Genomic DNA, 25,970 nt, shown 5'->3' with positions numbered 1-25,970 from the left:
TGTTCTCCTCAGGTGAGTCGGGGGTCGATGACGGCCTTGACCTCGTCCAGCCGGTGCATGGCCTCGATCCGGTCGTGCGCGGCGGACAGGCCAACGGGAGTGCCGAAGAGGCGGTCCCACGGCGTGCGGTCGGCGAAGGCTTGGAAGAACTCGATCGCGTGGTGGTAGTCGGCGATGTCGCCGTTGAGGGAGCCGCGGACGGTCAGCTCCTTGCCCATGACCGTGCCGAGGGGGAGCGGGTCGCTGTCGGGGCCGGTGCTGCCGACGATCACGACCGTGCCGCGCTGCGCGGCCATCGCCACCGCCTCCCGGCCCACGGAGGGCGCGCCGGCGAAGTCCATGACCAGGTCCGCGCCACGCCCCTCGGTGAGTTCGAGGACCTTCTCCACGGTGGAGCCCTCGGCGATGTCGACCATGGCGTCCGCACCGAAGGTACCGGCGAGGTCGAGGCGGGCGGGCGGCGCGCCGACCGTGATCACCTTGCCCGCGCCGGAAATCCGGGCGACGGCGGTGGCGAACAGGCCCAGCGCGCCGGACCCCTGGACGACGACCCGAGAGCCGGGCCGCACGCCACCCACGCCGTCGAACGCCCGCAACACGGTCTTGGCCGCGCACCCCGCCATCGCCGCCCACGTGTCCGGGACGTCGTCGGGCAGCAGCAGCTTGGCCGCGCGCGGCACCACGTAGGCGTACTCGCACAGGCCGGCGGTCGCGTACGGGTGCACGTCGGAGCGCTGGAGGAAGCCGTAGCCGCGCTTGGCGCACGCGACCGGTTGGCGCAGGACGACGCAGCCGTGGCACTCGCCGCACGTCGACTCCGACCAGCCGATGCGCGCGCCGACCGGGATGTCGCGGCCCAGGGCGTCGCGGGTGTCCGCGCCGACGGCCACGACCTCGCCGACCACCTCGTGGCCCAGCACCATCGGCAGCATGCCGGGGAAGCTCATGCGGCCGGACCAGATCTCGACGTCCGTGCCGCACAGGGTGGCGCAGGTGATCCGGACGAGCGCAGCGCCGGGTTCGAGGTCGGCGGGCAGAGGGAGTTCGGTGAGGTGCAGCGGTGCGCCGTGCTCGGTCAGCACCGCGGCCCGGGTGGAGGTGGGCATCGGGTTCCCTGGGTCAGGTGAGGAGTTGGCCGCCGTCGACGGGCAGGCTCGTGCCGGTGATGTGGTCGGCGCCCGCCAGGAACACCACCGCGGCGGCGACGGTGTCGACGGAAGCCAACCGGCGCAACGGGATGCGGTCCAGCCAGGCCTTGCGGGCGGGCGAGCCCTCGGGCAGGCCGGCGGCGAGCACCGGGGTGAGGACGGGGCCGGGAGCGACCGAGTTGACGCGGATGCCGTGCTCGGCGAGTTCGACGGCCGCCCACCGGGTGATCGCGTCGACCGCGGCCTTGCTGCTCTCGTAGCCGCCCATGCCCGGGGTGGGTTGCCGGCCGCCGATGGAGGAGAGGTTGACGATCGCGCCGCGGGTGCCGCGTTGGACCATGCGGTGGGCGACGTGCTGGGTCATCAGGAAGGTGCCCAGGACGTTGGTGCGCAGGAGGGCGTGCAGGTCGGTGCCGGGGAGGTCGAGCAGGCGGCCGTGGATGCCGAGGAGCCCCGCGTTGTTGACCAGCACGTCGACCGGCCCGATCTCGTCCAGCGCCCGGATGATGGACTTCTCGTCGGTGATGTCCACCGCCACCCCGCGCACGCCGAGATCGGCCGCGGCCTCCTCGGCTTTGTCGATGTCCGCGAGCACCACGGTGTCTTGCACAGCGAGGAACGCGGCGGCGATGGCACGACCGATGCCGCCCGCTCCGCCGGTGACCAGCACGGTCCGGGCCATCTGGGTTGTCCTCCACGGGATCGGGGCGTTGAGGCTACGAGCGTAGAAAAAAAATTCGCGCGGCCGCAAGGGGTGTGCCGTTTTTAGTCAACGTGCGTAGACTCTCGACCCACCTTGACACCCTGGTTCACCTTGGAGGAGCCGCAATGACCGTCCCCGCACCGGACCGCATCGTCGACCTCGCCATCGGCTACATGGGCGCGAAGCAGTTGTTCGCCGCGTCCCGCGTGGGCCTGTTCCGGGCGCTGGCCGAGGGTCCGCGAACGGTGGCCGAGATCGCCGCCGAGACGGGCGTGAGCGAGCAGATGGTCCGAATCCTGGCCGACGCCATGAACGCCGAGGGCCTGCTGGAGCGGGTGGAGGGCCGGTACTCCCTGGCCCCCGACACGGCCGAGTACCTGGGCGGCGAGAACGACCTCGGGCCGTTCCTGACGTTCTTGAACGAGATCAGCTACGGCCACTGGCTCCAGTTCGACACCACGGTGGACACGACCACCCCCGGCGACCTGAAGATGGACGAGGGGCGGTGGGCGACCTTCATGGCCGGCGTGATGCGCTACAACGCCCTCCACGCCGCGATGCTCGCCCGCACTTTCGACTTCACGCCCTACCGGTCGATGCTCGACCTCGGCGGCCTGTCGCCCGAGTTCGCCGTGTCGGCCCTGCGAGCCAACCCCGCGCTGACCGCCCACTTCATGTTCGCACCCATGGCCACCCAGGGCATCACCGAAGCCCTGGCCGCCGCCGGCCTCTCGGAACGCGCCACCATCACCCCTGCGGAAACCGAAACCGCCAAGCCCGAGGGCGCGCACGAGCTGATCATGGTCAACCACGTCGTGCACCGGTTCACGGCTGAGCAGAACAGGGAGATCCTGCGTCGCGCGCGTGCGGCGGCGGCCGCGGGTGGGACGTTGCTGCTGCTCGACTTCTTCCTGGACGACGACGCCCGGCAGCGGCGGATCGACGCGTTGCACGCGGGGGAGTACTTCGTCATCGACGGGACCGTGGTCTACCCGGAGGCCGAGGTCCGGGCGTGGCTGGCGGGGGCCGGCTGGCGGGTGCGCGAGGTACTGGCGCTGCCGGGCAGCCCGCGCGTCCTGGTCGGCGACGCCGTCTGACGGCGGGCGGCGGGCCCAGCTGCTCGCTGTCCATCGGATCGAATACGATTTCCTACATTTGGAGAAGTTCGCCATCCGGTTGTCCGTGGGCGAACAGCAGGTTGCCCGGGCGTTGCATTTTTTGCCGACGACCGTAGACTAACCGCCATCGCAGTGAGCCAGGTCTCACTCTTCCCCGACACGCTCCGGGTGTGGCCGGCCGGCAGCGGCGCGTGACTCCCCAGCAGTCCCAGCACCCCGAGAGAAGGACTCGATGACCAGGAAACGGACATCGGCACTGGTCGCGGCGGCTGTCGCAGCGGCCACCGCGCTCGCCGGATGCACCGGGGCCGGTGGTGGCGGCACCGCCGCCCGGACCGACGTCGACGAGCTGAAGGCCGGCGTGTTCCTCGACGTCACGTCGTGGGACCCCGCGAGCGCCGACATCGGCTTCGACGGCCCCTACCTCTCCGCCGTCTACGACCCGCTGGTCGCCCTGGACAAGGACGGCAAGCCGGTCCCGGCGCTGGCCACCTCCTGGGAGTGGTCGGCCGACCGGCTCACCCTCACCGCCGACCTCAAGCAGGGGGTCAGCTTCGAGGACGGCCAGAAGTTCGACGCGAACGCCGCCGTCGCCAACATCCAGCACCTCAAGGCCGGCGTCCGCTCCGGCCAGGCCTACCTCAACGTCGCCTCCGCCACCGCCAAGGACGACGACACCATCGAGATCAAGCTGTCCAAACGCGACGACGCCCTGCTCTACCAGATGGGCCTCGGCCGCAGCTGGATGGCTTCGCCCGCCGCCATCCGGTCCGGCGCCCTCGCGAACGGCCCGGTCGGCTCCGGCCCCTACACCTACGACAAGGCCGGCTCCACCCCGCAGTCCCAGTACGTCTTCACCAAGAAGCCGAACCACTGGGACACCGGAACCTACCCGTTCCCGACCGTCCGCCTGTTCCCGATCACCGACCAGACCGCGAGCTTCAACGCCATGCTCTCCGGCCAGCTCAACGTCCAGTTCGCCAACGCCGCCAACCTCCCGAAGGCAAAGGAGAACGGCTGGAACATCGCCAGCCGCGCCGCGAGCTGGGTCGGCGTCCAGTACGCCGACCGCACCGGCGCCCAGGTCAAGGCGTTGGGCGACAAGCGGGTCCGGCAGGCGATCAGCTACGCGTTCGACGCCGCCGGCATCCTCAACGCGGTCGGCAACGGCTCGGGCACGGTCGCCAACCAGGTCTTCTCCGTCGACGCCCAGGTCTACGACAAGTCGATGAACGACAAGTACAAGACCGACATGACCAAGGCCAAAGCCCTGCTCGCCGAGGCCGGCTACCCCGACGGCTTCACGGTCAAGATGCCCATGTCCCCGATCTTCGCCGCCTGGCAGCCCGCCGCCAACCAGACCTTCGGCGAACTGGGCATCAAGGTCGAGTGGCAGGACATGGCCATGCCCGACTACCAGAAGAACGCGCCCACCTACCCGATGTTCCTCGCCGTGATCGCCTTGGCGGGCAACGACATGGCCACCCTGACCGACCAGGTCACCACCGCCCAGTGGTACAACCCCACCCCCTCGGTCGACGCCTACCCCGAGATCAAGGCGCTGGTCGAGCAGGTGGAGAAGGCCGAGCCGGGTCCGGCGCAGACCGAGCTGCTCAAGAAGCTCAACGCCGAGCTGGTCGACGAGGCCTGGTGGAGCGTCTGGTACCAGGCCGACAACACCTACTTCAGCGTCAAGGGCATCACGGTCACGCCGGTCACCGGCATGATGTTCCCGACGCTGCGGTTCATCCAGCGCGGCTGACGCGCCCGTGCCGCCCGCGGTCCGTCCACTCCGGACGGATCGCGCCCGGCGGATTTGTCGGTGCCCCGTGGGACAGTGGAACCGGGGGCCGGAGGCCAACAGGAGCCGACGATGCTGTCCTTCATCGCGAAACGCCTGATGTCCGGGGTGCTGCTGCTCGTGGTCGTCACCAGCGGCACGTTCTTCCTGGCGCACGCCGCCGTGGGCGACCCGACCCCCGGCCTGCTCGGCAACAGCGCCACCCCCGCCCAGCAGGCCGCGCTGCGCGCCCGGATCGGCTACGACCAGCCACTGCTCGTCCAGTTCTGGAACTGGTTCTCCCACGCCGTCACCGGCGACTTCGGCACGTCGTGGCGCAACTTCCAGCCGGTCAACGACCAGATGGCGCTGCGCGTCCCGGTCACGCTCTCGGTCGTCGTGGTCGCGACCGTGCTCGCCGCGGTGGTCGGCGTGGCCGTGGGGATCGTGTGCGGGCTGCGGCCCGGCGGACTGCTGGACCGGGGGCTCAAGCTCGCGTCCGTGGTCCTGTTCGCGCTGCCTGGCTTCTGGGTGAGCCTCGTGCTGGTCACGTGGTTCGCGATCGAGCTGAAGTGGTTCCCCGCCATCGGGTACGTGTCCCCGGACCAGTCGATGACGGGCTGGCTGCGGTCGATCACGCTGCCGGCGGTGTCGCTGGCGCTGGGCGCGATCGTGATGGTGGCCGAGCAGTTGCGCAACGGCTTCCTCCAGGTCGCGGGCCAGGACTTCGTGCGCACGCTGCGGGCGCGCGGCCTGTCCGACCGCCGGGTCACCGCGCACGTGCTGCGCAACGCCTCGCCCGCCGCCCTGACCGTCCTGGCCCTGCTGTTCGTCGGGCTGCTGGGCGGGGCGATCGTGGTGGAGATCGTGTTCAACCTGCCCGGCATCGGCAGCCTGACCCAGTCCGCGTCGCAGATCGGGGACATCCCGGTGCTGCTCGGCCTGACCGCTGTCACGGTGGTGTTCGTCGTGATCGTCAACTTCCTGCTCGACCTCGTGCTCGGGTGGGTCAACCCGAAGGTGCGCGACCGATGACCGCAGTGCCGACCCCTCTGGCCCCGTTGGCCGCCGTGAAGCGGATCTCGTTGTGGCGGCGGTACCTGCGCCGCCCGCTCGGCGTGGTCGCCCTGGCCGTGTTCGCGTTCGTGGTCGCGGTCGCGGTGCTGGCGCCGTGGCTCGCGCCGTTCGATCCGAACCTGGTCGACTTCCGGATCACCCGGGCCGCGCCGGGCGGCGAGCACCTGCTCGGCGGCGACTCGGCCGGTCGCGACGTCCTGTCCCGGCTGCTGCACGGGGCGCGGACCACGTTGTACGGCGCGGTGATCACGTGTGCGGCGGGGGTGCTGCTGGGTGTGCCGGCGGGGGTGGCGGCCGGGTACTTCGGCGGGGTCACCGACCGGGTGTGCTCGTGGATCAGCGACGCGTTGCAGTCCGTGCCGGGCATGATCGTGCTGCTGGTGGTCGCCGCGGGCACCGGTCAGGACTTCACCGTCCTGATGGTGGCGCTGGGCGTGTTCCTCGCCCCCGGCTACTACCGGATCACGCGGGCGAGGGCGCTGGCCGTGCGCCGGGAGCCGTACATCGACGCCGCGCGCGTCGCCGGCGTGACCAACCCGCGAATCCTGCGCACGCACATGCTGCGTGCGGTGTACGCGCCGATCGTCGTGCAGACCGCGCTGACGGCGGGGATCGCGGTGGGTATGCAGGCGGGGTTGCAGTTCCTGGGGATCGGGTCGGCGTCGACGCCGAGCTGGGGCCAGATGATGAACGACGGTTTCCAGACCATGCTCACCCAGCCGCTGATCCTGCTGTGGCCGTCGATCGCGTTGGGGGTCACGATCGCCGCGCTCGCGTTCATCGGGTCGACGCTGGCGGACCTGATCAGCGTCCGGGCGGACCAGCCGTCGCGGCGCTCGCGCGGGGCGGTGCGGCGTGAGCTGTCGACGTCTTCGCAGGTCCCGAGCGGTGTGCACGTGCACGAGGTCTGTGCGTTGCGGGTCGAGAACCTGCGGGTCGGGTACGCGACGGAATCCGGGGTGAAGGAGGTCGTGCGCGGGGTGTCGTTGGACGCCGCGCCCGGCGAGGTGCTCGGCATCGTGGGGGAGTCGGGCTCGGGCAAGACGCAGACCATCTTCGCCGTGCTGGACCTGCTGCCCGCCGGCGGCACCGCGGTCGCGGACGACATCCGGGTTGCCGGGCAGGCGGTGGACAAGCGCGCGCTCGGCCGGTCCATCGGGTACGTGCCGCAGGAGCCGATGAGCAACCTCGACCCGTGCTACACGATCGAGCACCACCTGGTCGAGCCGTTGCGGCACGTGCACGGCCTGTCCAAGGCCGACGCCCGGGCGCGCGCCCGGGAAGTCCTGGTCAGGGTGGGTATCACCGACCCGGACCGGGTTCTGCGCTCGTACCCGCACCAGATCTCGGGCGGCATGGCCCAACGCGTGCTCATCGCGGGCGCGGTGGCCGGGCGTCCGGCGCTGCTGGTCGCGGACGAGCCCACGACCGCGCTGGACGTGACGGTGCAGGCGGAGGTCTTGGAGCTGCTGCGGGAGTTGCAGCAGGAGTACGGGATGGCGCTGGTGATCGTCACGCACAACTTCGGTGTCGTGGCGGACATCTGCGACCGGGTGGTGGTGATGAAGGACGGCCGGATCGTGGAGACCGGTGCGGTGGAGCAGATCTTCCGGCAGCCCGCCGACCTGTACACGGCCGAGCTGATCAGCGCGTCCCTCGACGACACCGAGGGCCGGCACGAGTTGGACGAGTTGGCCCGCGTGGGCGGAGAGGACGAGACCCGATGACCGCTCCGCTGTTGGCCGTCGAGGACCTGGTGGTCGACTACCGGCTGCACCGCAAGCTGAGTTTGCGCGCGTTGAAGGGGGTTTCGCTGTCCGTCGGGCCTGGGGAGTGCGTCGGGCTGGTGGGGGAGAGCGGGTCCGGGAAGTCGACGCTGGGCAAGGCCGTGCTGGGGCTCGCGGCCGTCACGTCGGGCAGGATCACGTTCGACGGCACCGACATCACCCACGCGCGCGGCGCGGCCCGTCGCCGCCTGGCCAACGACATCCAGGTGGTCTTTCAAGACCCGTACGGCTCCTTGGACCCCACCATGACCATCGGCGAGGTCCTGGCCGAACCACTGGTCGCGGCCGGCTCCCGCAACGCCCGCGCCGTGGTCGCGGAGATGCTCGACCACGTCCGCCTGCCCGCCGACTCCGTCCACCGCTACCCCAGCGAGTTCTCCGGCGGACAACGGCAACGGATCGCCATCGCCCGCGCCCTGGTCCGCCGTCCCCGACTCATCGTCTGCGACGAGCCCGTCAGCGCTCTGGACCTGACCACCCAAGCCACCGTGCTCGACCTCTTCCTCGACCTACAACGCGAAACGGGCGTCTCGTACCTCTTCGTCTCGCACGACCTGGGTGTCGTGCGGCGCGTGTGCCACCGCGTGTCGGTCATGTACCAGGGCGAGATCGTCGAATCCGGCGACGCCCGCACGGTGACCAGAACCCCCGAACACCCCTACACGCAACGACTCCTCCTGGCCGCCCCGGTGGCCGACCCCGCCCGCCAGTCGGAGCGCCGCGCCGTGTGGCTGGCCCTCCGCGACACGGCCTGACCGCCATGCCCAAGGTCATCGACCACGACCAGCGCCGCCGCGAGATCATCGAGGTGGCCAAGCGCCTCATCGCCGAGGGCGGCTTCGAGGCGGCCACCATGCGCAGCATCGTGACCGCGGCCGGGTTCGCCAACGGGGCGCTCAAGCACTACTTCGCCGGAAAGGACGAAATCATCGCCGCCACTTTCGAGAGCGTCCTGAAGGAAACCACCGAACAGTTGTCCACAATGGACACGCCCGCCACTCCCGTGGACGCCCTACGCGGCTTCATAGAGGCGGTCATGCCCCTGGACCCTCACCGCATAACCTCAGCCCGCGTACTCCTGGTCCTGTGGGAACACTCGGTGGCCAACCCAGACCTGGCCCGCCGCTACCGCGACCTGCTGACCACCTGGCGCTCGGAACTGATCACCCGCATCACCGCCGCGTGGCCCACCGCGTCCGCGCCGGAGACCGAGGTCCTGGCCGACGAGATCATCTCCGCCACCATCGGTGCCAACGTGGCCAGCCTGATGCACCCGGTAGGCACCCTGATCGACCGCTACCAGGCCTACGTCGACTCCGTGATGCACCGGATCACGAGCTGATGCCGGAAGACTGGACGCATGACAGCCCTGACCGCCGAGGCCGTGACCGATGGCCGCGCCCCGCGGACCCCGGTTCTCGCCCCGAACGGGCGACTCCTCTGCTACGTCCTGACCCCCGCAGGCGGAACCGGTGATCACCTCGACACCGAACTGTGGCTCGACGGCACCGGCACGCCGCGCCGGGCGACCGCCGACACCGCGACGGAATCCCTCCCACGCTGGTCCGGGGACTCGGCGACTCTGTTCTTCTTGTCCGACCGCACCGAACGCGGTACCGCGCAACTGCACCGGCTGACGGTCGCCGACGGCTCGGTGACCGCGTTGACCCAGTGGCGCACCGGCATCATCGACCACCTGCCGCTCGCCGACCCCACCCTGATCGCCCTGCTCGCCACCGACGAACCCACCGAGCAGGACGCCCGCCGCGTCCGGGAGCGCGACGACGCGATCGTCGTGACGGACGGCGAGCCGCGTGCCCGGTTGCGCCTGCTCGACCTGACCACGGGCCGGGTCACCACACCGGACGCGTTCGGCGACCGGCACGTCGTGGAGCTGCGGCAACGTCCCGACGGCGGCCCGCTCGCCGTGCTCACCCGGGCAAGCGCCGACCACGACCACGGCCCCCGCACCTGCCAACTGCACCTGTTCGACCCCACCACCGGCACCGCCGAAGACCTTGGCCCGGTCGAGGCGGAAGCGCGCTCCTTGGCCTGGTGGCCCGCAGAGGACGGTTGGCACCTCGGGTACCTCGCCCTCACCCCACCGGTCCTGCACGCCGGCACCGCCGTGTTCGACCTGGCCGTGGACACCCGCGTCCTGCGCAACCGGACCGCCGGTCTCCCGATGTGCCCGACCGAACTGTGCCAAACCGACGCATTTCCGCTGGTCGTGTTCGCCCACGGCCTCGACACGACCCTGGCGCGGCTCGACCCCACCGGACCCACGACCTTGGCCCAGCACCCCGGCGACCTCCACGACCTCACCACAGCCGGCCAGACGATCGCCGCACTGACCAGCACCCGCTACGAACCCGAGAACGTGCACGTCGGCCCACCCACCGGCCCACTGCGGAAGGTCACCGACACTCGCCCGGAACTGGCGGGCATCACCCTCGGCACCCAGCAGCCGCTGGCCTACCGCGCCCCGGACGGCCTCGACCTGGACGGCCTGCTCGTGCTGCCGGTCGGCAAGACCGCGCGCGACGGCCCGTTCTCGCTGGTCACGATCGTGCACGGCGGCCCGTACGACCGCTACGCCGATCGTCTTCAGCTGGCGTGGTACCCCAGCGCGCAGTGGCTGGCTGCCGCCGGGCACGCGGTGTTCCTGCCCAACGCGCGCGGCGGCCAGGGGCACGGTCACGAGTTCGCGGCGAGCGTGGCCGGTCGGGTCGGGCTGGAGGAGTGGACCGACGTCCTGGCCGGCATCGACCTGCTCGTCGCCGAGGGCATCGCCGACCCCGACCGGCTGGGCATCGCCGGCTGGAGCCACGGTGGCTTCCTGTCCGCCTGGGCGGTCGGCCAGACCGACCGGTTCCGGGCCGCGCTGGTCGGCGCCGGCATCGTCGACTGGGGGATGCTCGCCGCGACCGGGGAGAACGGCCTGTTCGAGGCCGCGCTCGGCGGCAGCACCGGTTGGTCCGGCGCCGGCCCGCACCCGCACGACGCGGTGAGTCCGATCTCCTTCGCCGGCCGCATCCGGACCCCGGTGCTCCTCCTGCACGGCGCGGAGGACACCAACGTCCCGCTCGGCCAGGCCGTGTACTTCCACAGGGCGCTGCGCCACTTCGGCGTCGAGCACGAGTTCGTGGTCTACCCGAGGGAGGGGCACTCGATCCGCGAGCGCGACCACCAGCTCGACGTCCTGCGCCGGACCCGTGCCTGGTTCGACCGATGGCTCGTTCACTCGATCGTGTGACACTGGTAACCATTGCGTGACCAAACCCGACATAACGGACACATGCACTAGTCCACTCGGGGAGGAAGGTGCGGCCAATGGGTTATCGAATCGCCTGTGCGGCAGCGCTGGTAGTCGCCGCACTCGCAGGTTGCACGACCGGTCTGCCCCGCCCGACCACGACCGCACTCCCGCCCGCGACGTTCCCGCCCGCCGACCCCACCACGACCCACGTCATCCCCACGACACCCGAACGCGCGGAGCCCACCTTCGTCCCGCCACCCCGGACCAGCGGCACCTCCAACGCCCTCGCACCACCCGCCGCCGCCGGCACCAACGCCCCGTACACCCCACAAGAGTTCTACGGCGACTACTACACGGCGATCCAAGTCGTCGACCAGTACTGGACCGCCCACTGGGGCGAGCACTTCACCAACACCTACCAGTCGCCGCGCATGTGGACGGGCACCCGCTACCCCGAGGGCATGTATGAAGGTGGCGCGGACGCGGTCTTCTGCGGCACCGACATCCTCAAAGCAGACAACGCCTACTACTGCTCCGTCGGCGACTACATCGCGTTCGACATCAACTTCCTGTGGCGCGCCCGGTACAACGGCGACATGTTCGTCTACATGATCGTCGCGCACGAGTGGGGGCACGCGATCGCGGCCCGGCTCAACGACCAGTTGAAGCTCAAGGCCTCCGAACTCCAAGCGGACTGCTTCGCCGGGGCCGCCCTCCAAGGTGCCGCGCGGGACGGCACGCTCGTCATCGAACCCGGTGACCTGGAGGAAGTCGACGTCGGCCTGACGGACATCGCCGACAGCAGCCTCTGGGGCAAACCGGAAGACCACGGCGCACCCGATGAGCGGATCGCGTTCTTCAACCGCGGCGTCCGGAACGGTCCGCTCGGCTGCGTCCAAGACTAGGCGACCCTCGGGTCGTACTCGTAGAGCCACCCCGTCACACGCGGGTAGAAGTGCCGGAAGAACAGCTTCATCCCGACGCCCTGCGCCCCCGCCGCACCGGGCCCGACTTCTTGAGGTCCCGGCTGTCGTCCGACACCTTCAACAGCCTCCCGATCCGAGGCTGCCGCCCCACCCGGAACTTCGTCAACGCAACCGGAATCGACGACGAGGTCCGCAACCGTCGCCTCAGCACAAGGGCGTCCTCAATGGACATCGAAGCACCTTGGCCTGCCCCAACAGGATGAGCGGCGTCACCGATCAGCACGACCCGTTGGCCGGCGACCCGGAGGTCCGCGCGGCGGCGGCCACCCGTTGGTCGGCGACCCGGAGGTCCTCGCGGCGGCGATCGGCGCGATGCTGTCCACTTTCGCCTTCGCCTACCTGGCCGGCGGCCCTCGAAGGGTGACGACGAGGTCGTGGACGCGTTGACCGACCTCCTGCTGAACGGTCTGGCCGGACCCGCCTGACCGGCTCACCTCATCGGGTGGTTTGGCCGGTACACCCGCAAGTGGCGTTGTCCACTACCCGCCACCGCGGTTGACACCCGTCGGCGGGGCGGTGACCTTGGATGGAGTTTGTTCGATCCTGTGTCACTCCCTGCTGGAGGTTCTGGCAATGGCGTCAAACCTCGACAAAATCAAACGACACTTTGGGGTGATCCTCGCCGCGCTGGTCGTCGCGAGCGGCCTCGTGGTGATCTCCGCGCCGCCCGCCCCGGCGCTGCAGAACACCCTCACCCGCACCCCGCAGATGGGCTTCAACAACTGGAACGCCACGCACTGCCGCGCCGAGTTCAACGAGGCGATGATCAAGGGCGTGGCCGACGCGTTCGTCACGCACGGCCTGAAGGACGTCGGCTACAACTACGTCAACATCGACGACTGCTGGGCGTTGCCGCAGCGCAACGCCAACGGCGACCTGGTGCCCGACCCGGCCCGTTTTCCCAGCGGTATCAAGGCGCTCGCCGACTACGTCCACGCCCGGGGGCTGAAGTTCGGCATCTACACGAGCGCCGGCACCAAGACGTGCGACGCGCTGGGGTTCCCCGGCGGCATCGGGCACGAGCAGCAGGACGCCGACCTGTTCGCGTCCTGGGGCGTGGACTACCTGAAGTACGACAACTGCGGCGACCACCTGGGGCAGAGCGCCCAGCAGCGCTACACCGCGATGCGGGACGCGTTGCTGAGGACCGGTCGGCCGATCGTGTTCGCGATCTGCGAGTGGGGCACGTCGCAGCCCTGGACGTGGGCGCGCGAGGTCGGCAACTCGTGGCGCACCACGGGGGACATCACCGACACGTGGTCGAGCATGATCTCCATCGCGCGGCAGAACCGGGTGCTGGCCGAACACGCGTCGCCGGGTTCGTGGAACGACCCGGACATGCTGGAGGTCGGCAACGGCGGCATGACCGACACCGAGTACCGCACCCACTTCAGCCTGTGGGCCCAGATGGCCGCGCCGCTGCTGATCGGCAGCGACCTGCGGACCGCGAGCCCGGAGACGTTGGCGATCCTGAAGAACACCGACGTCATCGCGGTGGACCAGGACCCGTTGGGCCGTCAGGGAACCGTGGTCAGCGAGGCTGGGGGCTTGGTCGTGATGTCCAAGCAACTGGCCAACGGCGACGTCTCGGTGACCCTGACCAACGAGACGGAGACGACGGCGACCATCAGCACGAGCGCGTCGGCCGCCGGCATCGCGGGCGCGGAGTCCTACCGGCTCAAGGACCTGTGGACCAAGGCGGTCACGACAACCTCCGACGCGATCACCGCGACCGTCCCCGCACACGGCACCGTGATGTACCGGGTGACCCCGGCCTCCCCGGTGCCGCCTCCGACCGGCGTGCACAACTTGGCCGACCTGCCCACAACGTCCGCGACCAGCGGCTGGGGCCCGTTCGAACCCGACCACAGCAACGGCGAACGGGCGTCGGGCGACGGCCGCGTCCTGACCATCGGCGGCACCACCTACCTCAACGGCCTAGGCGTGCACGCCCCAAGCGACCTCCGCTGGCACCTAGGCGGCGCCTGCCGCTCGCTGACCGTAGACGTGGGTGTCGACGACGAGACAACTTCCGGCGGATCAGTCATCTTCCGCATCTACCGCGACCGTTTCCTGGTAGCCGACAGCGGCCGCAGCACTTCATCCGACCCACCCCGCCGCCTGACCGCGAACCTGCACGACGGCAACGAGTTGCGCTTGGTCGTCACGGATGCCGGCGACGGCAACGTCCGCGACCACGCCGACTGGGCGAACCCGAGGCTGGCCTGCGGCGACGGCCCGTCCGCCGGCACCCACCACCTCAGCGACCTGCCGTGGACATCAGCCACCAACGGCTGGGGTCCCGTCGAACGCGACCGCAGCAACGGTGAGCAGTCGTCCGGCGACGGCCGGACGCTGATGGTAGGCGGCACGACTTTCGCGAAGGGCTTGGGCGCGCATGCGACCAGTGCTGTCACGTACTACTTGGGCGCGGGGTGCAGCACTTTCCGCACCGGGGTCGGCGTCGATGACGAGGTCGGCTCCAACGGCTCAGTGACCTTCGAGATCCACGTGGACGGCAAGAAGGCCGCCGACTCCGGCCGCCTGACCGGCGCCGGTTCTTCAACCACCTTGACCGTATCCGTGACCAACGCCCTGGAACTCACCTTGCGAGTGACCGACGCCGCCGACGGCATCACCTACGACCACGCCGACTGGCTAACCCCCCAACTAACCTGCTAACCCCTCCGCCCGCCCGCCCCACACTGACGCCCCCGGGCGGCCGGACCTACCCTCCGGCCGCCCGCCGGGCATTTGCTTCCCAGCTGGCAACGCACCGAATTGTCGGTACCACCTGGGACAATTGAACCGGGGGCCGGAGGCCACGGCGGCGGCATCACGTCAGCGTCTCCGAGTCGTCGAGTCGGCTTCGCACCGCCGCCCGCGCGCGGTGCAGACGCGACTTCATCGCCGGCACGCTCAACCCCAGCGCCCGCGCCACCTCGTGCCCCGACAGGCCCTGCACGTCACGCATGATCAGCACCTGCCGCTGGTCCGCGGGCAACCCGGCGATCGCCGCCGCCACCCGTTCCCGGCCGGCCAAGCGAACCCACTCCTCAACGTGCCCTCCCACGACCATCGGTGACCACAAGTTATCTATCCATAAGAGCCACCGCGGCCGAAAAAGGATTCACCCCGGAGGAAGCCCCGACCGGGGTGGCCGGGGCTTCCTCGTCGTCAGGCGCAGATGCTGCCCCTGCTGCTGGTGGTGAGCACGTGCGTGCAGGCCAGCTCCTCTTCGTCGACGTCCTCAGCTTGCAGCCGCAGGACTTCTTCCATGCCGGTCACTCCTCTCTACTCCGGTGTCGAGCACGGTCCGCAGGGCGAGCAGCACGCCGGCCGACCCGGACCACAGGTCGGCGGACAGTCGCTGCCCGGGCTCACCCAGCCACCCCACGCCCTCGGGCCGCGGGATCGCCGAGCGGAACAGGCCGCGAGCGCTGGTGACCGCCGCGTCCACCAGGTCCGGTCGACCCATCCGCCGGCCGACGTCGGCGAGCACGACACTCAGGCCCGCCAAGCCGGTGAACAGTCCGGGGAACACCGCGAACCGGACCGTGCACGCCTTCAGGCAACGTTCCAGCGCGTCGGCCGGGCGGTGGTTGGTGGGCACGCCGAAGTCGGCGTCCGGTCGGTGCGCGAGGTAGCGGGACAGGACGGCGGCGTAGCCGGCGCTGCCCGCGAACAGGTACGGGAAGACGCGGCGGTCCTTGAGCCCGATCTTGAAGCCGAGGCCGTCGACGGGAAGTGGTTGCGCGTAGGCCAGTTCCTCGCCGAGCAACCGCATCCCGCGGTCGAACGGGCGGGTGTCGCCGGTCGCGCGGTGCAGGTGCAGGAGCGCGAGCGCCACGCCGGTCCGTCCGCCGACGAGTCCGGAGCGGTTGGTGCGGCTCAGGTGTGTGGTGAGGTCGTCGGGGATGCCGTCGAGCAGGTGCTGGGCGAGGTCGAGCCACCGCTGCGTGCCGGTGCGGCGGTGGTGGGCGAGCAGTCCGAGTGCGGTGCCGGCCGCGCCGCCGGTGAGGGTGGCGGACGTCGTGTTGAGCGGGTGGTCGGCGGCGGCGGTGAGGAGGGTTTCGGCGGCGTCGAGTTCGCCCAGGTCGGCGAGGACGTGGGCGATCCCGGCGGTGCCGACGAGCAGACCAGGTGCGGTGTTGTCGACCTCGGCCAGCGAGTCGTCGCGCAACCTCTTGACGATGGCGGGCGCGCAGGGGCGTCCGTAGCGGTGCAGTGCGTGCAGGACGCCCGCGGTGCCGGCGGCGAGGGCGCGGGTGTTGGTCTCGTAGCCGTACGGGTTGGTCGGGTAGACGCGGTCGGGGTGGTCCGGCCGGGCCATCGACTCCAGGCAGTCGGCGGTGCGTTCGGCCAAGTCCCGCAAGGCTTTCAACGTGTCTGTCCGGATGGCTCGGGGTTCTTCGGCGCACGGCTCGTGGTCGCGGGAGGCCAGTTGCCACAGGCGTCGGGGGACGGGTGCCAACTCGGTCAGATCGGCGTGGAGGTGGTCGAGTGCCTGTGGGTTGCGTTCGACGGCTTCGTGCAGGGGGAAGAGGAGGAGGAGCGCGAGGGCGGACAGGCCGAATCGGTCCAGTTCCAACGGGTCGGTGGTGCGGGCTTGGGGGTGCAGGTAGCCGGGGGTGCCCATGACGCGGCGGACGTCGCCGATGCGTTGGGCGGCTTCGAAGTCGACCAGTCGGACGGTGTCGTCATCGTCGATGAGGACGTTGGTGGGGCTGAGGTCGATGAAGACCCAGCCGAGGTCGTGGAGGTGGTCGAGTTGGGTTCGGAGGTCGTCGAGGAGGGTCAGGCAGCGGTGGTGGTAGGCGGTGAAGTCGGCGGGTTCGGGGTTGGTGCGGACGGCGGGGTTGTTGGTGACCATCCAGCGGTAGAGGGACATGCCGGGGACGAGTTCGGTGACCAGGTAGGTGTGTTCCCAGTGGTGGAAGAGTTCTATGGGGCGTGGGCAGAGGCCGGGGGCGTTTTCGTGGATGGCGCGGAGGGCGAGGCACTCGGCGTTGAGGCGGGTTTTGGCGTCGGATTCGTCGGCGGTGTAGCCGTTGTGGGCGCGGGCTTCTTTGACGAAGACGACGTCGTCGCCTTTGCGGAACCGGTAGGCGCCGCCGGCGTTGCTGTGTTGCAGCACTGCTTCGAAGGTGTAGCCGTGGAGGGTGACGGGGCCGTTGGTGGAGGTGGTTTCGGTCTTTCGGAACGGGTCTTCGATGCCGGGCGGCAACACGAACTCGGGGCGTCGGAGGTCGTCTACTTCCGTGCCGTCCGGTGTTGTCATGCGGTCGATGTGGTGGCCTTCGGCGTCGATGCGGGTGTGGCTGCGGAAGGCGCCGTAGCGGTAGGAGACGCAGTTGCTGCTCCCGAACCTCCGGTCGGTGAGCACGAACGGCCCGTCGATGCCGGTGAGAGCGCTTGTTAATCGTTGCAGGACTTCGTGGGCGTGGTCTTCGTCGGGTGGGTAGAGGGTGCAGAACTTGCCGCTTTGGACCCGGTGGGCGTGCTTGTCGTGCGCGAGGAGGAAGCTGCGTCTGCCGGTCAGGTGCTTGAACGGTGTCCCTGACTCGGCGCAGGTTGCGGCTACTACCGCGAGTACGTGTGCGGCGTTGGTCAGCGATGCGGATACGTGCACCTTCCAGCCTTGCTGCGGGAGATGGACGTCGGGTGGGGCCCAATGCACCCAGGCGCCGGACGTGTGGTGCCGCCATCCGGCCGGTAGGGGTCCGGCGACGAACCGGGGACCGGGATCGCCGATGTCCCAGGGCGCGTAGAAGTCGTCGTCAGCGAGGAGGAACGACATGTCCACGGCCATCGCGCCAAGGTGTCAAACCGTTGCCCGGGAAGTCAATACGCCTGACTGTAACGTCCATTGTGGACTCTTCCGCCCTTGGTAGAGATGGCCGACCCGCACTCACCCCAATGCCACGCCCAACCCTTTCGAACCCGCCTCTGTCAGCCCTTCCGCGTGGCTGACGTTGGCGATGACGCCGGCAAGTGGCGGATCGCTGGGGGAGGGTCACGTGGTCGGCGAGGCTGGGGCGGGTTGGGCTTGGCGGCTGTCGGACGCGGTTGCCGGGACGGGGTGGTGGGGCGCTGGATGCCGGCACGGAGGGCGCAGGTGGACGAGGCGGGGGCGCTTTGGGTGCAGGAAGGCGGCGTGGGGATGTGGACGCGCGCTGGCGGGTGCGACCGGGCGGGCGCGGCGCAGCCGGTGCGGGGATGTGGGCGCGACCGGGCAGGCGGCGCGGGGTGGGCGGCGCGGGGATGGTGCGCGACCGGGTGTGCGCAACCGGGTGTGTGCGGGGCGGGCGGCGCGGGGATGCGGGCGCGGGCAGGCTGGTGCGACGGGGCGGGCGCGCGCAGGCGGGCAGGTGCATGCGCAGGCGGGCAGGTGCATGCGCAGGCGGGCAGGTGCATGCGCAGGCGGGCAGGTGCATGCGCAGACGGGCAGGTGCATGCGCAGACGGGCAAGCGGGCGCGGGTAGGTGGGCGGAGATCGCGGTCCCGGGGGCTGCGGTTGGCTGGCGCGGGCGGCGTGGGGCGGGCGGTGGCGGTCGGGCTGGGCGTGCGGCCGGTGGCGGTCTGGCGGATCGGGCGGGTCGGGCGGGGCGCGCGGCCGGTGGCTGGATGGTGGTGGCTTGGCGGCGGTGGGAGTTGGGCGGCGTTGGCGGTCAGGCGGGTGCGGGGACCGGGGCGCGGGTAGTCGGCCGGCGCGGATGGTTGGTGGCTTGGCGGCGGCGGTGGTCCGGCGGGCACTTGACGGGGTGTGGTTTGCGGTGCAAACCTGATGGTAGGACAAAGGGGGAGTGATGGGTGAGTCGCCTACCGCAGGGCTGATCGACGATCTGACCGACCTGCGCCGCCGAACCCGAAGGGTCCGGCACGGCTACTGGTTCCCACTTCTCCTCTTCGGCCTCCTCACCCTCGGCTCCATCCCCCTCCTCCGCCCCCACGACTGGCAGCACTCACCCGACGCCCAGTGCACCTACCGCCCCGACGGCAGCCTGGGCAGCTGCGCCACCCCGAGCACCGGGTTCAACGTCCCGGGCCTCGGCCGAGTCGACCCGCTGGGCGTCTTCAACAGCGGTTTCCTGGAGCCCGTCGCCCACCCGCTCGCGCTCGGCCTCTACTGGCTCTGCGTCCTGATCCTCGGCTTCCTCGCCACCGTCTGGTGGTACCGCTGGCGCGCCCGCCGCGTCGGAGTCGAGACCTCCACCCGGATCTACGCGCAAGTCACGGTCTGCGGACTCGCCGTCCTCCTCCTCGTGCCGCTCATCAGCGCAGTCGCCCGTGAATGGTTGTGGTTGGGCGGGTGGGAGCGGCGGATTGGGAGTGTTGCGTTGGTCGCGATACCCGTCGGTGCGGTCCTCGTGGCGATGCGGGTGGCGCGGTCTGGGAGGGCTGTGTCGCGGCGGGTCGTCGGAGTGGGGGTGGGGGTGACCGTTCTGGTCGTCTCCGTCTTGGGGGCGGCTGTGATCCACAAGACCGGTGGGTTGATGCTGTTGGCGATCGGGCTGCTCACGCTGGCGCTAGTCGAGCGCAGCGTGTGGTGCACGACCGTGGTGCTCGCGTTCACCGGCCTCACCCTGCTCGCCAACGCCTCCTACATGGGTACGATCTTCTACCGCTTGAACTGGGACATCGGACCACGGGAGACCAACCTGCTCTTCAACGGCAAGGACATGGTGCTGCCCGGTGCCGTGCTGGTCGTCGGCGGCCTGGTCGCGCTGCTCGGCCACTGGTGGGCGAAACGGCGGACCGGGTGAGCGAAACCCACCCGACCAACGGGCTCGACGACGTCGTCCACCAGCGTCACCGGCTGGGCATCCTCACCATCGCGGCGGAGGCCAAGCGGGTCGAGTTCGGCTACCTGCGGTCCACTTTGGACCTGACGGCTGGCAACCTGTCGCGGCACATCAGCGTGCTGGAGGAAGCGGGCCTGGTGAAGGTGGACAAGGGGTACGACGGCCGCCGGCCCAAGACCTGGGTCAGCATCACCGGCGCCGGCCGCACCGCCCTCGCCGACGAGATGGCCGCCCTGCGCGCCCTCCTCGCCCGCCACGAGAACCCGCCCGAGTGACGCCCTGGTCCGGTCCCCGGCTCTTCAAAGGGGGAGGAGCCGGGGACCTCCGCACGGACCGAGCGTGACAATCAAAAGTGACCTTCACCGGGGCGAGGGGAGTTGTGCCCGGACCGGGTCGTCCTGAGCGCGTCGCGGCCGGGTCGACGGCACAGTCGTGGGCGAACGCACTCGCGAAGGGACTGTCATGCGCACCCTTGGTCTGGTCGTAGCCTGCGCCGCTCTCCTCGTGACGACAGCGGGTCAGGCGGTGGGTACGCCGTTGCCGCCGGTCGGGCAGGAGTTCGAGCTGCCCCTCGCGGTCCAGGGTTTGACCGTCGTGCAGGACGGCGTCGAGCGCACCTACGACGCCACCGGCACCTGGAAGGTCAAGGTCGAGGCCAACCCGGACGCGCCCCTGACCAGCGTTCTCCTCGACACCAACGGCTTCCGCCTCGACGGCCGCAGCACCAGCGGCCCCGGCGCGCGCACCATCGCCATCCGGCAGGACAACACCGACACCCGGTCGGTCCTCCGCCTCACCCAGGCCTTCCCGCCGAAGTTCGAACAGCTCATGGTCATGGGGTTCACGACCGTCTTCGATCAAGCTCGCAGCCCGCTGACCATGGTCACCCGGGAACCGGCCCGCCTCATGGCCACCCTGACCAAGTTCCCGCCCACCGGCGAACTGTTCATGCTGCGCAACCCGGTCACCCTCGTCGACCTCAACAACCCGGCCGCCACCCTCGCCACGATCCCGACGTTCCCGACCATGGTCGGCGTCCCCGCGTAGTGCGCAAAGCTGTCACTTTTCGCCAACTTCCGATCGGTAATTGACATCGAACCGCACACGGTCCGACGATGAAGGCCCCGCAACCTTTGTCGGAGGAGCCGTGCGGCCGCTCCGCGCCCTGCTCGCGCTCCTGGTCATCGCCCCGCTGACGACCGCCGCCACCGCCGGGGCCGCCACGTCGCTGTTCGACGTCGTCCCCGCCCCGGTCTCGGTCACGCCCTCGGGGACGACCCACACCCTGTCCCCGAACGCGACCATCCACACCGACTCCGCCCGGTCGCCGAACACCTCGTCGCCCTCCCGCGCCCCGCCACCGGCTACCCGCTCCCGATCAAGACCCCCGCCGGCACCCCGACCGACGGCGTCTCGCTGCTCCTGTCCGGCGCACCCGCCCAAGTCGGCCAAGAGGGCTACCAACTCGACGTCACCGCCACCGCCGTCGTCGTGCGCGCGCACCGCCACCGGCCTGTTCCACGGCGTCCAAACCCTCCGTCAACTGTTCCCGGCGAAGGTCGAGCACCGCACAGTCCAAAGTGGACCCTGGACGATCCCCGGCGGCCGGGTCGTGGACCACCCCAGGTCCGCCTGCGACCGGCGGCGGACGGCACGGCCAACGGCACGCTGGTCAAGCTCCACACGTGCCGGACGGGCGGCGTCGGCAGCCAGGCCTTCACCCGCCGCTGAAATCGCGCTTGTCTCAGGACGCCGTGACGACCTTCCACAGATAGCCGTCCGGGTCGCTGAAGAACCCCGAGTACCCGCCCCACTCCTCCGCGCTCGCGGGCTTCACCACCGTGCCCCCGGCGCCCTGGGCGGCCCGCATGACCTCGTCCACCTGCTCGCGCGAGTCGGTGATGTGGTGGAAGGACACACCGCGGAACCCGCACCCCTCCGGCGACACCCCGGCGTCCCGCGCCACCGCGTCCCACTCGTAGAGCGCGAGCATCGACGACCCGTCGCCCAGCCGGCACCGGACGAAACCGGGGAAGTCCTGGTCCACCTCGCACCCCAGGCCGGCCACGTAGAACGCCTTCGCGCGGTCCACGTCCGCCACCCCGAGCATGATCGCGCTCACCTGCACTGACACGGTCGCCTCCTCTACGGCTGTTCGGTGCCACCACGCTAGGGCGGCCGGCGGGGGCCCGCTTCTCGATTCCCGACCGGTCGCCGGGCAGCACCGCCCCAGCCTGGCCGGCCCGCCCCCCACCCGGGTCTTGAACGAACCGCTCGCGGTTCGATGCTGCCACGACACGGTGTCCCCGCCGGCGTTCAGCCGGCGCGGACCAGGTCGTGCACGGCTCGGGCGATGCGGGTGGAGCTGTCGCCGTCGCCGAACGGGCAGGGTGCGTCCCGCAAAGTCGCCCGTGCCGCCGCACCCTTGGCCAGCCAACCCAAGGCGGCGTCGGCGAGGTCGTCGGGCGACGCCAAGCGGCCGAAGTGGTGCAGCACTTCCGGGCGTTCGGTCGACCGGCGGACCACCAGGACCGGGCGCTTCAAGACGGTCGCCTCCTCCTGCACCGCGCCCGAGTCGGTGACCAGCAGCGCCGCGTGGCTGGCCAGCGCAAGGAACTCCGAGTGCCACAAGCGGTTGACCACGCGCAGGTTCGTCGCCCCGGACAACGCGTTCGACCGGATCAGGGCCGCGCGGGTCGCGGGGTCCGCGGGCAGCACGACCGGGTAGCCGGCCCGGGCGAGCCGGGCCAGTTCGCGGGTCAGGGCCGGGTGGTCGACGTTCTCCGGGCGGTCCAGGGTGGCCAGGACGTAGTCGTCCGGGGTCAGGCCCCACTTGTCGAGCACCTTCCAGCGGTCGGCTTCGGCGATCAGGCGGTGGCCCACAGCCTCGGCGGTGGTGTTGCCGGTGAGCCGGATGTCCTTGCCGCCCAACCCTTCCGTGTGCAGGTTGGCCACGGCGGTCCGGGTCGGCGCGCACAGGACGTCCGACAGGCGGTCGACCAGGACCCGGTTGTGCTCCTCGGGCACGGTGAGGTCGCGGCTGCGCAGGCCGGCGTCCACGTGGACCAGCGGGATGCCGTTGGAGTTGGCGGCCAGCGCGCCGGCCAGGGCAGTGGTGGTGGCGCCCCGGACGACCACCACGTCGGGCCGGTCCTCGGCGAACACGCGGTCCAGCCGGTCCAGGGCCACCGCGATGCGGCCGGAGCGCGGGTCGGCGGGTGTGTCGTGGAACACGGGCGGCTGCTCGGTGAACGCGGGCAGGTCCCGTCCGACGCGCACCACGCGGGCCAGGTCGCCGAGTTCGCACAGGACCGGGGCCAGTTGGAAGATCTCCGGTCGGGTGCCCACGACCACCGCGACGCCGCCGGAGCGCGGCGGGGTGGTGGTCGACGGGGCGGTGGGGCGGGTGGGCTGCTGGAGGATCGCGGTCATGGTTCCCTCTCGGACCTCGCGGTTGGACTCCTCCAGGAGACCCGGTGCGGGGGTGCGTCGCCGTCGTCCCGCGGTGACCGTTCGCGCCGATTTGTAGACCCGGGTTGACACGATCGTGGACGCACCCGGCCGGCGCCCCGCGGTGCTGCTTCCATGGACTGGGTGATGGAGCGTTGGCAGGACGTGTTCCGCTCGCGGCGGTCGCGTGACGTGATGGTGGCGCTGGTGATCGCCGGGCCGGCCGCGATCGGGCTGCTGACCGGCTTCTACCGCACGTCGCTGCTGCCGTCGTTGCCGCTGTTCGCGGGCCTCACGGCGGCGTGCGCGGTCGTGGTGGGGCTGTGGCGGCGCGAGCACGACTGGGCGGCGGCGCTGCTGGCGTGCGCCACGTTCGTCGTCACCGACCTGCCGTACGCGAACTACGTGATGACCTACTCGCTGGCCCGCCGGAGGCGTTGGCCGCTGGCCGGGCTCACCGTGGGCCTGCTGCTGGTGTGGCCGTTGCACCAGACCCTGTTCGAGCCGGCCACCGGCACCACCCCGCTGTTCGAGTTCGAGACGAGCCTGCCCGCCTCGGGCCTCAACGGGCTGGTTTACTGGTCGTTCGCCGCGGTGTCGCCGTTCGTGATGGGGCTGGCGAAGAACAGCCTGGAGGCGGCGCTGATGGAGCGCGAGCGGCACGCGAAGCAGTCCGCGGAACGGCAGCGGCGGTTGCGGGAGAGCACGCTGCGGGAGCGCAGCCTGACCGAGCGGGCGCGGCTGGCGTCGATGATGCACGACGGTGTCGGCCACCACGTCAGCGTGATGGTGACCACGGCGGGCGCGATCAGCGTCGACCCGGCCGCCACCGGGTCGATCGTGGAGCGCTGCGACCTGATCGTGGGCGTCGGCCGCGAGGCGATCTCCCGGCTCGGCGAGGTGCTCGACGTCCTGGCCGCGCCCGCGCCGGAATCCGGGGACGTGGCCGCCGAGTACCGCGTGGACGACATCGCCGACCTGGTCGGGGACTACCGGTCGCTGGGCGTGGAGGTGGCGTACGCGGTCGAACCGGTCGACGGCTGCGACCCGGCCACCCAGGACCTGTGCTACCGGATCGTGCGCGAGGCGCTGACCAACGTCCTGCGCCACGCCGCCGTGCCGCGCGCCGACATCCGGCTCACCTCGACCGCCGACCGGGTCCACCTGGCCGTGTCCAGCCCGCTCGCCCCGGCGGACCGGGCCACGCTGCCCGGCACCGGCCGGGGCCTGCGGCTGCTGGCCGACGAGGCGGCCCTGGCCGGCGGCACCCTCACCGCCACACCATCGGGTGAAACCGGGCGGTTCGTGCTGCGTGCGGACCTGCCCCGGTCCTCAGACGGTCGCGACACGGGAGAGGCCGTGGGACCATCGATGACATGATCAGGGTGCTCGTCGTGGACGACCAGGCTCTGATCCGGGCCGGGACCACGGCGATCCTGGAGTCCGCCGACGACGTCGAGGTGGTCGGCGAGGCGGCGGACGGCGCCGAGGCGGTGGCGGTGAGTCGCGAACGCTCACCCGACGTGGTGCTGATGGACCTGCGGATGCCCCGGGTCGACGGGGTGACCGCCACGGCCCAGCTGAAGAAGGACCCCGACCCGCCGCACGTGCTGGCGCTGACCACGTTCAACGACGACCAGCTGATGATCGACGCGTTGACCGCCGGCGCGGACGGCTTCCTGCTCAAGCAGCTGACGCCCCGGGACCTGCTCAGCGCCATCCGCGCGGTCAGCGGCGGGGCGTCCGTCGTGGACACCGAGCTGAGCAAGCGCCTGCTGCGCCGCATCACCGACCACTCGACGTCCTTCCCGGACGCGGCGCGACGGCTGGACCTGTTGAGCGACCGGGAGCGGGAGGTGCTCGGGCAGGTCGGGCTGGGGTTGAACAACGCGGAGATCGCGCAGCGGCTGTTCATGAGCGTGTCGACGGTGAAGACCTACGTGTCGCGGACGTTGTCCAAGCTGGGCCTGGACAACCGCGTGCAGGCCGCCCTGCTGGCCCACCAGCTCCGGCTCACCCCGGAAGTCTGACTGCTTTGTAAGCTTTGTCGGTGGGCGCGCGGCGTGGGAGCATGCGTGCATGGGCGGGGACGGGCGGCGGCGGGCCGATGCCGAGCGCAACATCGAGGCGATCGTGGACGCGGCCGTGGGGTGCTTCAGCGAGGCGCCGGACGCGAGCATGACGGCGATCGCGAAGGCGGCCGGGGTCAGCCGGGTCACGCTCTACGCGCACTTCCCTTCCCGGGAGGACCTGCTGGCGCGGGCGCTGGACCGGGCGGTGTCGGGCGCGGCGGAGGTGCTGGACGCGGAGTCGCTGGACGACGGCCCGGCGGCGGAAGCGTTGTCCCGCTTGGTCCGGTCGGGCTGGCGCGTGCTGGCGGGCTACCGGAACCTGATGACCGCCGCGACCGCGGTGCTGACGCCTCGGCAGGTGCGGGCCTATCACAAGGTCGTGCTGCAGCGGGTGGAGAAGTTGATCGCGCGGGGGTGCGAGGAAGGCGCTTTCCGCTCGGACCTGCCGCAGAAGTGGCTGGTGTCGGTGTTCTACAGCGTGCTCCACCTCGCGGCGGACGAGGTCGCCGCGGGCCGGCTCAAGCAGAAGGAAGCGGCCGACGTCGTCGAAGCGACCGTGCTCAGCACCGTCCGCGCGCCGGGCTGAGTCCATCTCGCCGCGTCGCGTCACGGCGTGGGAAACCGACTCCGCCGGCTACCGGCAGCCCGACCCGGCCCTGACCCCTCAGCGCTCGACCCCTCAGCGCTCGACCCCTCAGCGCTCGACCCCTCAGCGCTCGACCCCTCAGCGCTCGACCCCTCAGCGCTCGACCCCTCAGCGCTCGACCCCTCAGCGCTCGACCCCT

The 25,970-nt window shown here is 70.8% G+C and carries 22 protein-coding genes and 2 pseudogenes; 17 read left to right on the top strand and 7 right to left on the bottom strand.

Translation table 11 applies throughout. From position 1 onward, the window contains the following. Positions 1–8 precede the first annotated feature (8 nt). Both RIN75_RS24360 and RIN75_RS24355 read right to left on the bottom strand, forming a co-directional pair. A complete protein-coding gene (locus tag RIN75_RS24360; protein WP_309114326.1) occupies positions 9–1,106 on the bottom strand; it encodes a zinc-binding dehydrogenase in 1,098 nt (365 codons plus the stop codon). A 13-nt stretch (positions 1,107–1,119) separates the two neighbouring features. Next, a complete protein-coding gene (locus RIN75_RS24355; RefSeq protein WP_309114325.1) occupies positions 1,120–1,830 on the bottom strand; it encodes an SDR family oxidoreductase in 711 nt (236 codons plus the stop codon). Between the two features lie 146 nt (positions 1,831–1,976). On the opposite strand from RIN75_RS24355, the gene RIN75_RS24350 reads away from it, so the two are divergent. The 10 genes and pseudogenes from RIN75_RS24350 (at position 1,977) to RIN75_RS44205 (ending at position 14,540) form a co-directional block, all read left to right on the top strand. After that, positions 1,977–2,948, top strand: a complete 972-nt coding sequence (locus RIN75_RS24350; RefSeq protein WP_309114324.1) for a methyltransferase dimerization domain-containing protein — start codon at positions 1,977–1,979, stop codon at positions 2,946–2,948. 253 nt (positions 2,949–3,201) lie between these two features. Further along, a complete protein-coding gene (locus RIN75_RS24345) occupies positions 3,202–4,731 on the top strand; it encodes an ABC transporter substrate-binding protein (RefSeq protein ID WP_309114323.1) in 1,530 nt (509 codons plus the stop codon). A gap of 111 nt (positions 4,732–4,842) precedes the next feature. Then, a complete protein-coding gene (locus tag RIN75_RS24340) occupies positions 4,843–5,784 on the top strand; it encodes an ABC transporter permease (protein WP_309114322.1) in 942 nt (313 codons plus the stop codon). Further along, positions 5,781–7,553, top strand: a complete 1,773-nt coding sequence (locus RIN75_RS24335; RefSeq protein WP_309114321.1) for a dipeptide/oligopeptide/nickel ABC transporter permease/ATP-binding protein — start codon at positions 5,781–5,783, stop codon at positions 7,551–7,553. Before RIN75_RS24340 ends, RIN75_RS24335 begins: the two co-directional genes overlap by 4 nt. After that, positions 7,550–8,368, top strand: a complete 819-nt coding sequence (locus tag RIN75_RS24330) for an ABC transporter ATP-binding protein (protein WP_309114320.1) — start codon at positions 7,550–7,552, stop codon at positions 8,366–8,368. Before RIN75_RS24335 ends, RIN75_RS24330 begins: the two co-directional genes overlap by 4 nt. Positions 8,369–8,373: 5 nt before the next feature. Beyond that, positions 8,374–8,955: a TetR/AcrR family transcriptional regulator gene (locus RIN75_RS24325; protein ID WP_309114319.1), complete on the top strand. Its 582-nt coding sequence runs from the start codon at positions 8,374–8,376 to the stop codon at positions 8,953–8,955. An 18-nt stretch (positions 8,956–8,973) separates the two neighbouring features. Next, positions 8,974–10,869 carry a prolyl oligopeptidase family serine peptidase gene (locus RIN75_RS24320; RefSeq protein ID WP_309114318.1) on the top strand — a complete coding sequence of 632 codons (1,896 nt, stop codon included), beginning with the start codon at positions 8,974–8,976 and terminating at the stop codon, positions 10,867–10,869. 77 nt (positions 10,870–10,946) lie between these two features. After that, positions 10,947–11,777: a hypothetical protein gene (locus tag RIN75_RS24315; RefSeq protein WP_309114317.1), complete on the top strand. Its 831-nt coding sequence runs from the start codon at positions 10,947–10,949 to the stop codon at positions 11,775–11,777. Positions 11,778–12,431: 654 nt separating this feature from the next. Continuing rightward, a pseudogene (locus RIN75_RS24310) lies at positions 12,432–14,087 on the top strand (NPCBM/NEW2 domain-containing protein); the annotation flags it as partial. Then, entirely contained in the window at positions 14,079–14,540 is a 462-nt protein-coding gene (locus tag RIN75_RS44205) for an NPCBM/NEW2 domain-containing protein (RefSeq protein WP_375296015.1), read from the top strand. The pseudogene RIN75_RS24310 and the gene RIN75_RS44205, both read left to right, overlap by 9 nt. Before the next feature lie 154 nt (positions 14,541–14,694). On the opposite strand, the gene RIN75_RS24305 is transcribed toward RIN75_RS44205, so the two are convergent. Beyond that, on the bottom strand, positions 14,695–14,901 hold the full coding sequence (locus tag RIN75_RS24305; RefSeq protein WP_375296012.1) for a sigma factor-like helix-turn-helix DNA-binding protein: 207 nt from the start codon (positions 14,899–14,901) through the stop codon (positions 14,695–14,697). A gap of 207 nt (positions 14,902–15,108) precedes the next feature. After that, complete coding sequence (gene lanKC, locus RIN75_RS24300; RefSeq protein ID WP_309114315.1) at positions 15,109–17,670, bottom strand: class III lanthionine synthetase LanKC; 2,562 nt, start codon at positions 17,668–17,670, stop codon at positions 15,109–15,111. Between the two features lie 997 nt (positions 17,671–18,667). On the opposite strand from lanKC, the gene RIN75_RS24295 reads away from it, so the two are divergent. The 3 genes from RIN75_RS24295 (at position 18,668) to RIN75_RS24285 (ending at position 20,710) form a co-directional block, all read left to right on the top strand. Next, a complete protein-coding gene (locus tag RIN75_RS24295) occupies positions 18,668–19,624 on the top strand; it encodes a hypothetical protein (protein ID WP_309114314.1) in 957 nt (318 codons plus the stop codon). Next, positions 19,621–19,938: a transcriptional regulator gene (locus tag RIN75_RS24290; RefSeq protein ID WP_309114313.1), complete on the top strand. Its 318-nt coding sequence runs from the start codon at positions 19,621–19,623 to the stop codon at positions 19,936–19,938. Before RIN75_RS24295 ends, RIN75_RS24290 begins: the two co-directional genes overlap by 4 nt. A gap of 187 nt (positions 19,939–20,125) precedes the next feature. Continuing rightward, entirely contained in the window at positions 20,126–20,710 is a 585-nt protein-coding gene (locus RIN75_RS24285) for a hypothetical protein (protein ID WP_309114312.1), read from the top strand. Positions 20,711–20,722: 12 nt separating this feature from the next. Here RIN75_RS24285 and RIN75_RS24280 read toward each other — a convergent pair whose 3' ends face one another. Further along, positions 20,723–21,172, bottom strand: a complete 450-nt coding sequence (locus RIN75_RS24280) for a hypothetical protein (protein WP_309114311.1) — start codon at positions 21,170–21,172, stop codon at positions 20,723–20,725. Positions 21,173–21,176: 4 nt separating this feature from the next. Between RIN75_RS24280 and RIN75_RS44200 the strand changes: the two are divergent. Next, positions 21,177–21,236, top strand: a pseudogene (locus RIN75_RS44200) (hypothetical protein); the annotation flags it as partial. A 171-nt stretch (positions 21,237–21,407) separates the two neighbouring features. Here the strand turns inward: RIN75_RS44200 and RIN75_RS24275 are convergent. Then, positions 21,408–21,797 carry a VOC family protein gene (locus tag RIN75_RS24275; RefSeq protein ID WP_309114310.1) on the bottom strand — a complete coding sequence of 130 codons (390 nt, stop codon included), beginning with the start codon at positions 21,795–21,797 and terminating at the stop codon, positions 21,408–21,410. 182 nt (positions 21,798–21,979) lie between these two features. Further along, a complete protein-coding gene (locus RIN75_RS24270) occupies positions 21,980–23,095 on the bottom strand; it encodes a UDP-N-acetylglucosamine 2-epimerase (RefSeq protein ID WP_309114309.1) in 1,116 nt (371 codons plus the stop codon). A 153-nt stretch (positions 23,096–23,248) separates the two neighbouring features. Here RIN75_RS24270 and RIN75_RS24265 point away from each other — a divergent pair, with 153 nt between their 5' ends. The 3 genes from RIN75_RS24265 to RIN75_RS24255 are packed head-to-tail and all read left to right on the top strand — an operon-like array spanning position 23,249 to position 25,771. Further along, positions 23,249–24,493, top strand: a complete 1,245-nt coding sequence (locus tag RIN75_RS24265; RefSeq protein WP_309114308.1) for a histidine kinase — start codon at positions 23,249–23,251, stop codon at positions 24,491–24,493. Next, positions 24,490–25,143, top strand: coding sequence for a response regulator transcription factor (locus tag RIN75_RS24260; protein WP_309114307.1), 654 nt, complete (start codon positions 24,490–24,492; stop codon positions 25,141–25,143). The genes RIN75_RS24265 and RIN75_RS24260 overlap by 4 nt, the downstream gene beginning before the upstream one ends. Before the next feature lie 49 nt (positions 25,144–25,192). Beyond that, the gene (locus RIN75_RS24255) at positions 25,193–25,771 is read left to right on the top strand and encodes a TetR/AcrR family transcriptional regulator (protein ID WP_309114306.1); all 579 of its coding nucleotides are present in this window, start codon (positions 25,193–25,195) and stop codon (positions 25,769–25,771) included. Positions 25,772–25,970: the final 199 nt, after the last annotated feature.

The organism is Saccharothrix sp., from assembly GCF_031180885.1.
GTDB lineage: Bacteria > Actinomycetota > Actinomycetes > Mycobacteriales > Pseudonocardiaceae > Actinosynnema.
This window is presented reverse-complemented; position numbering and strand designations above follow the sequence as displayed.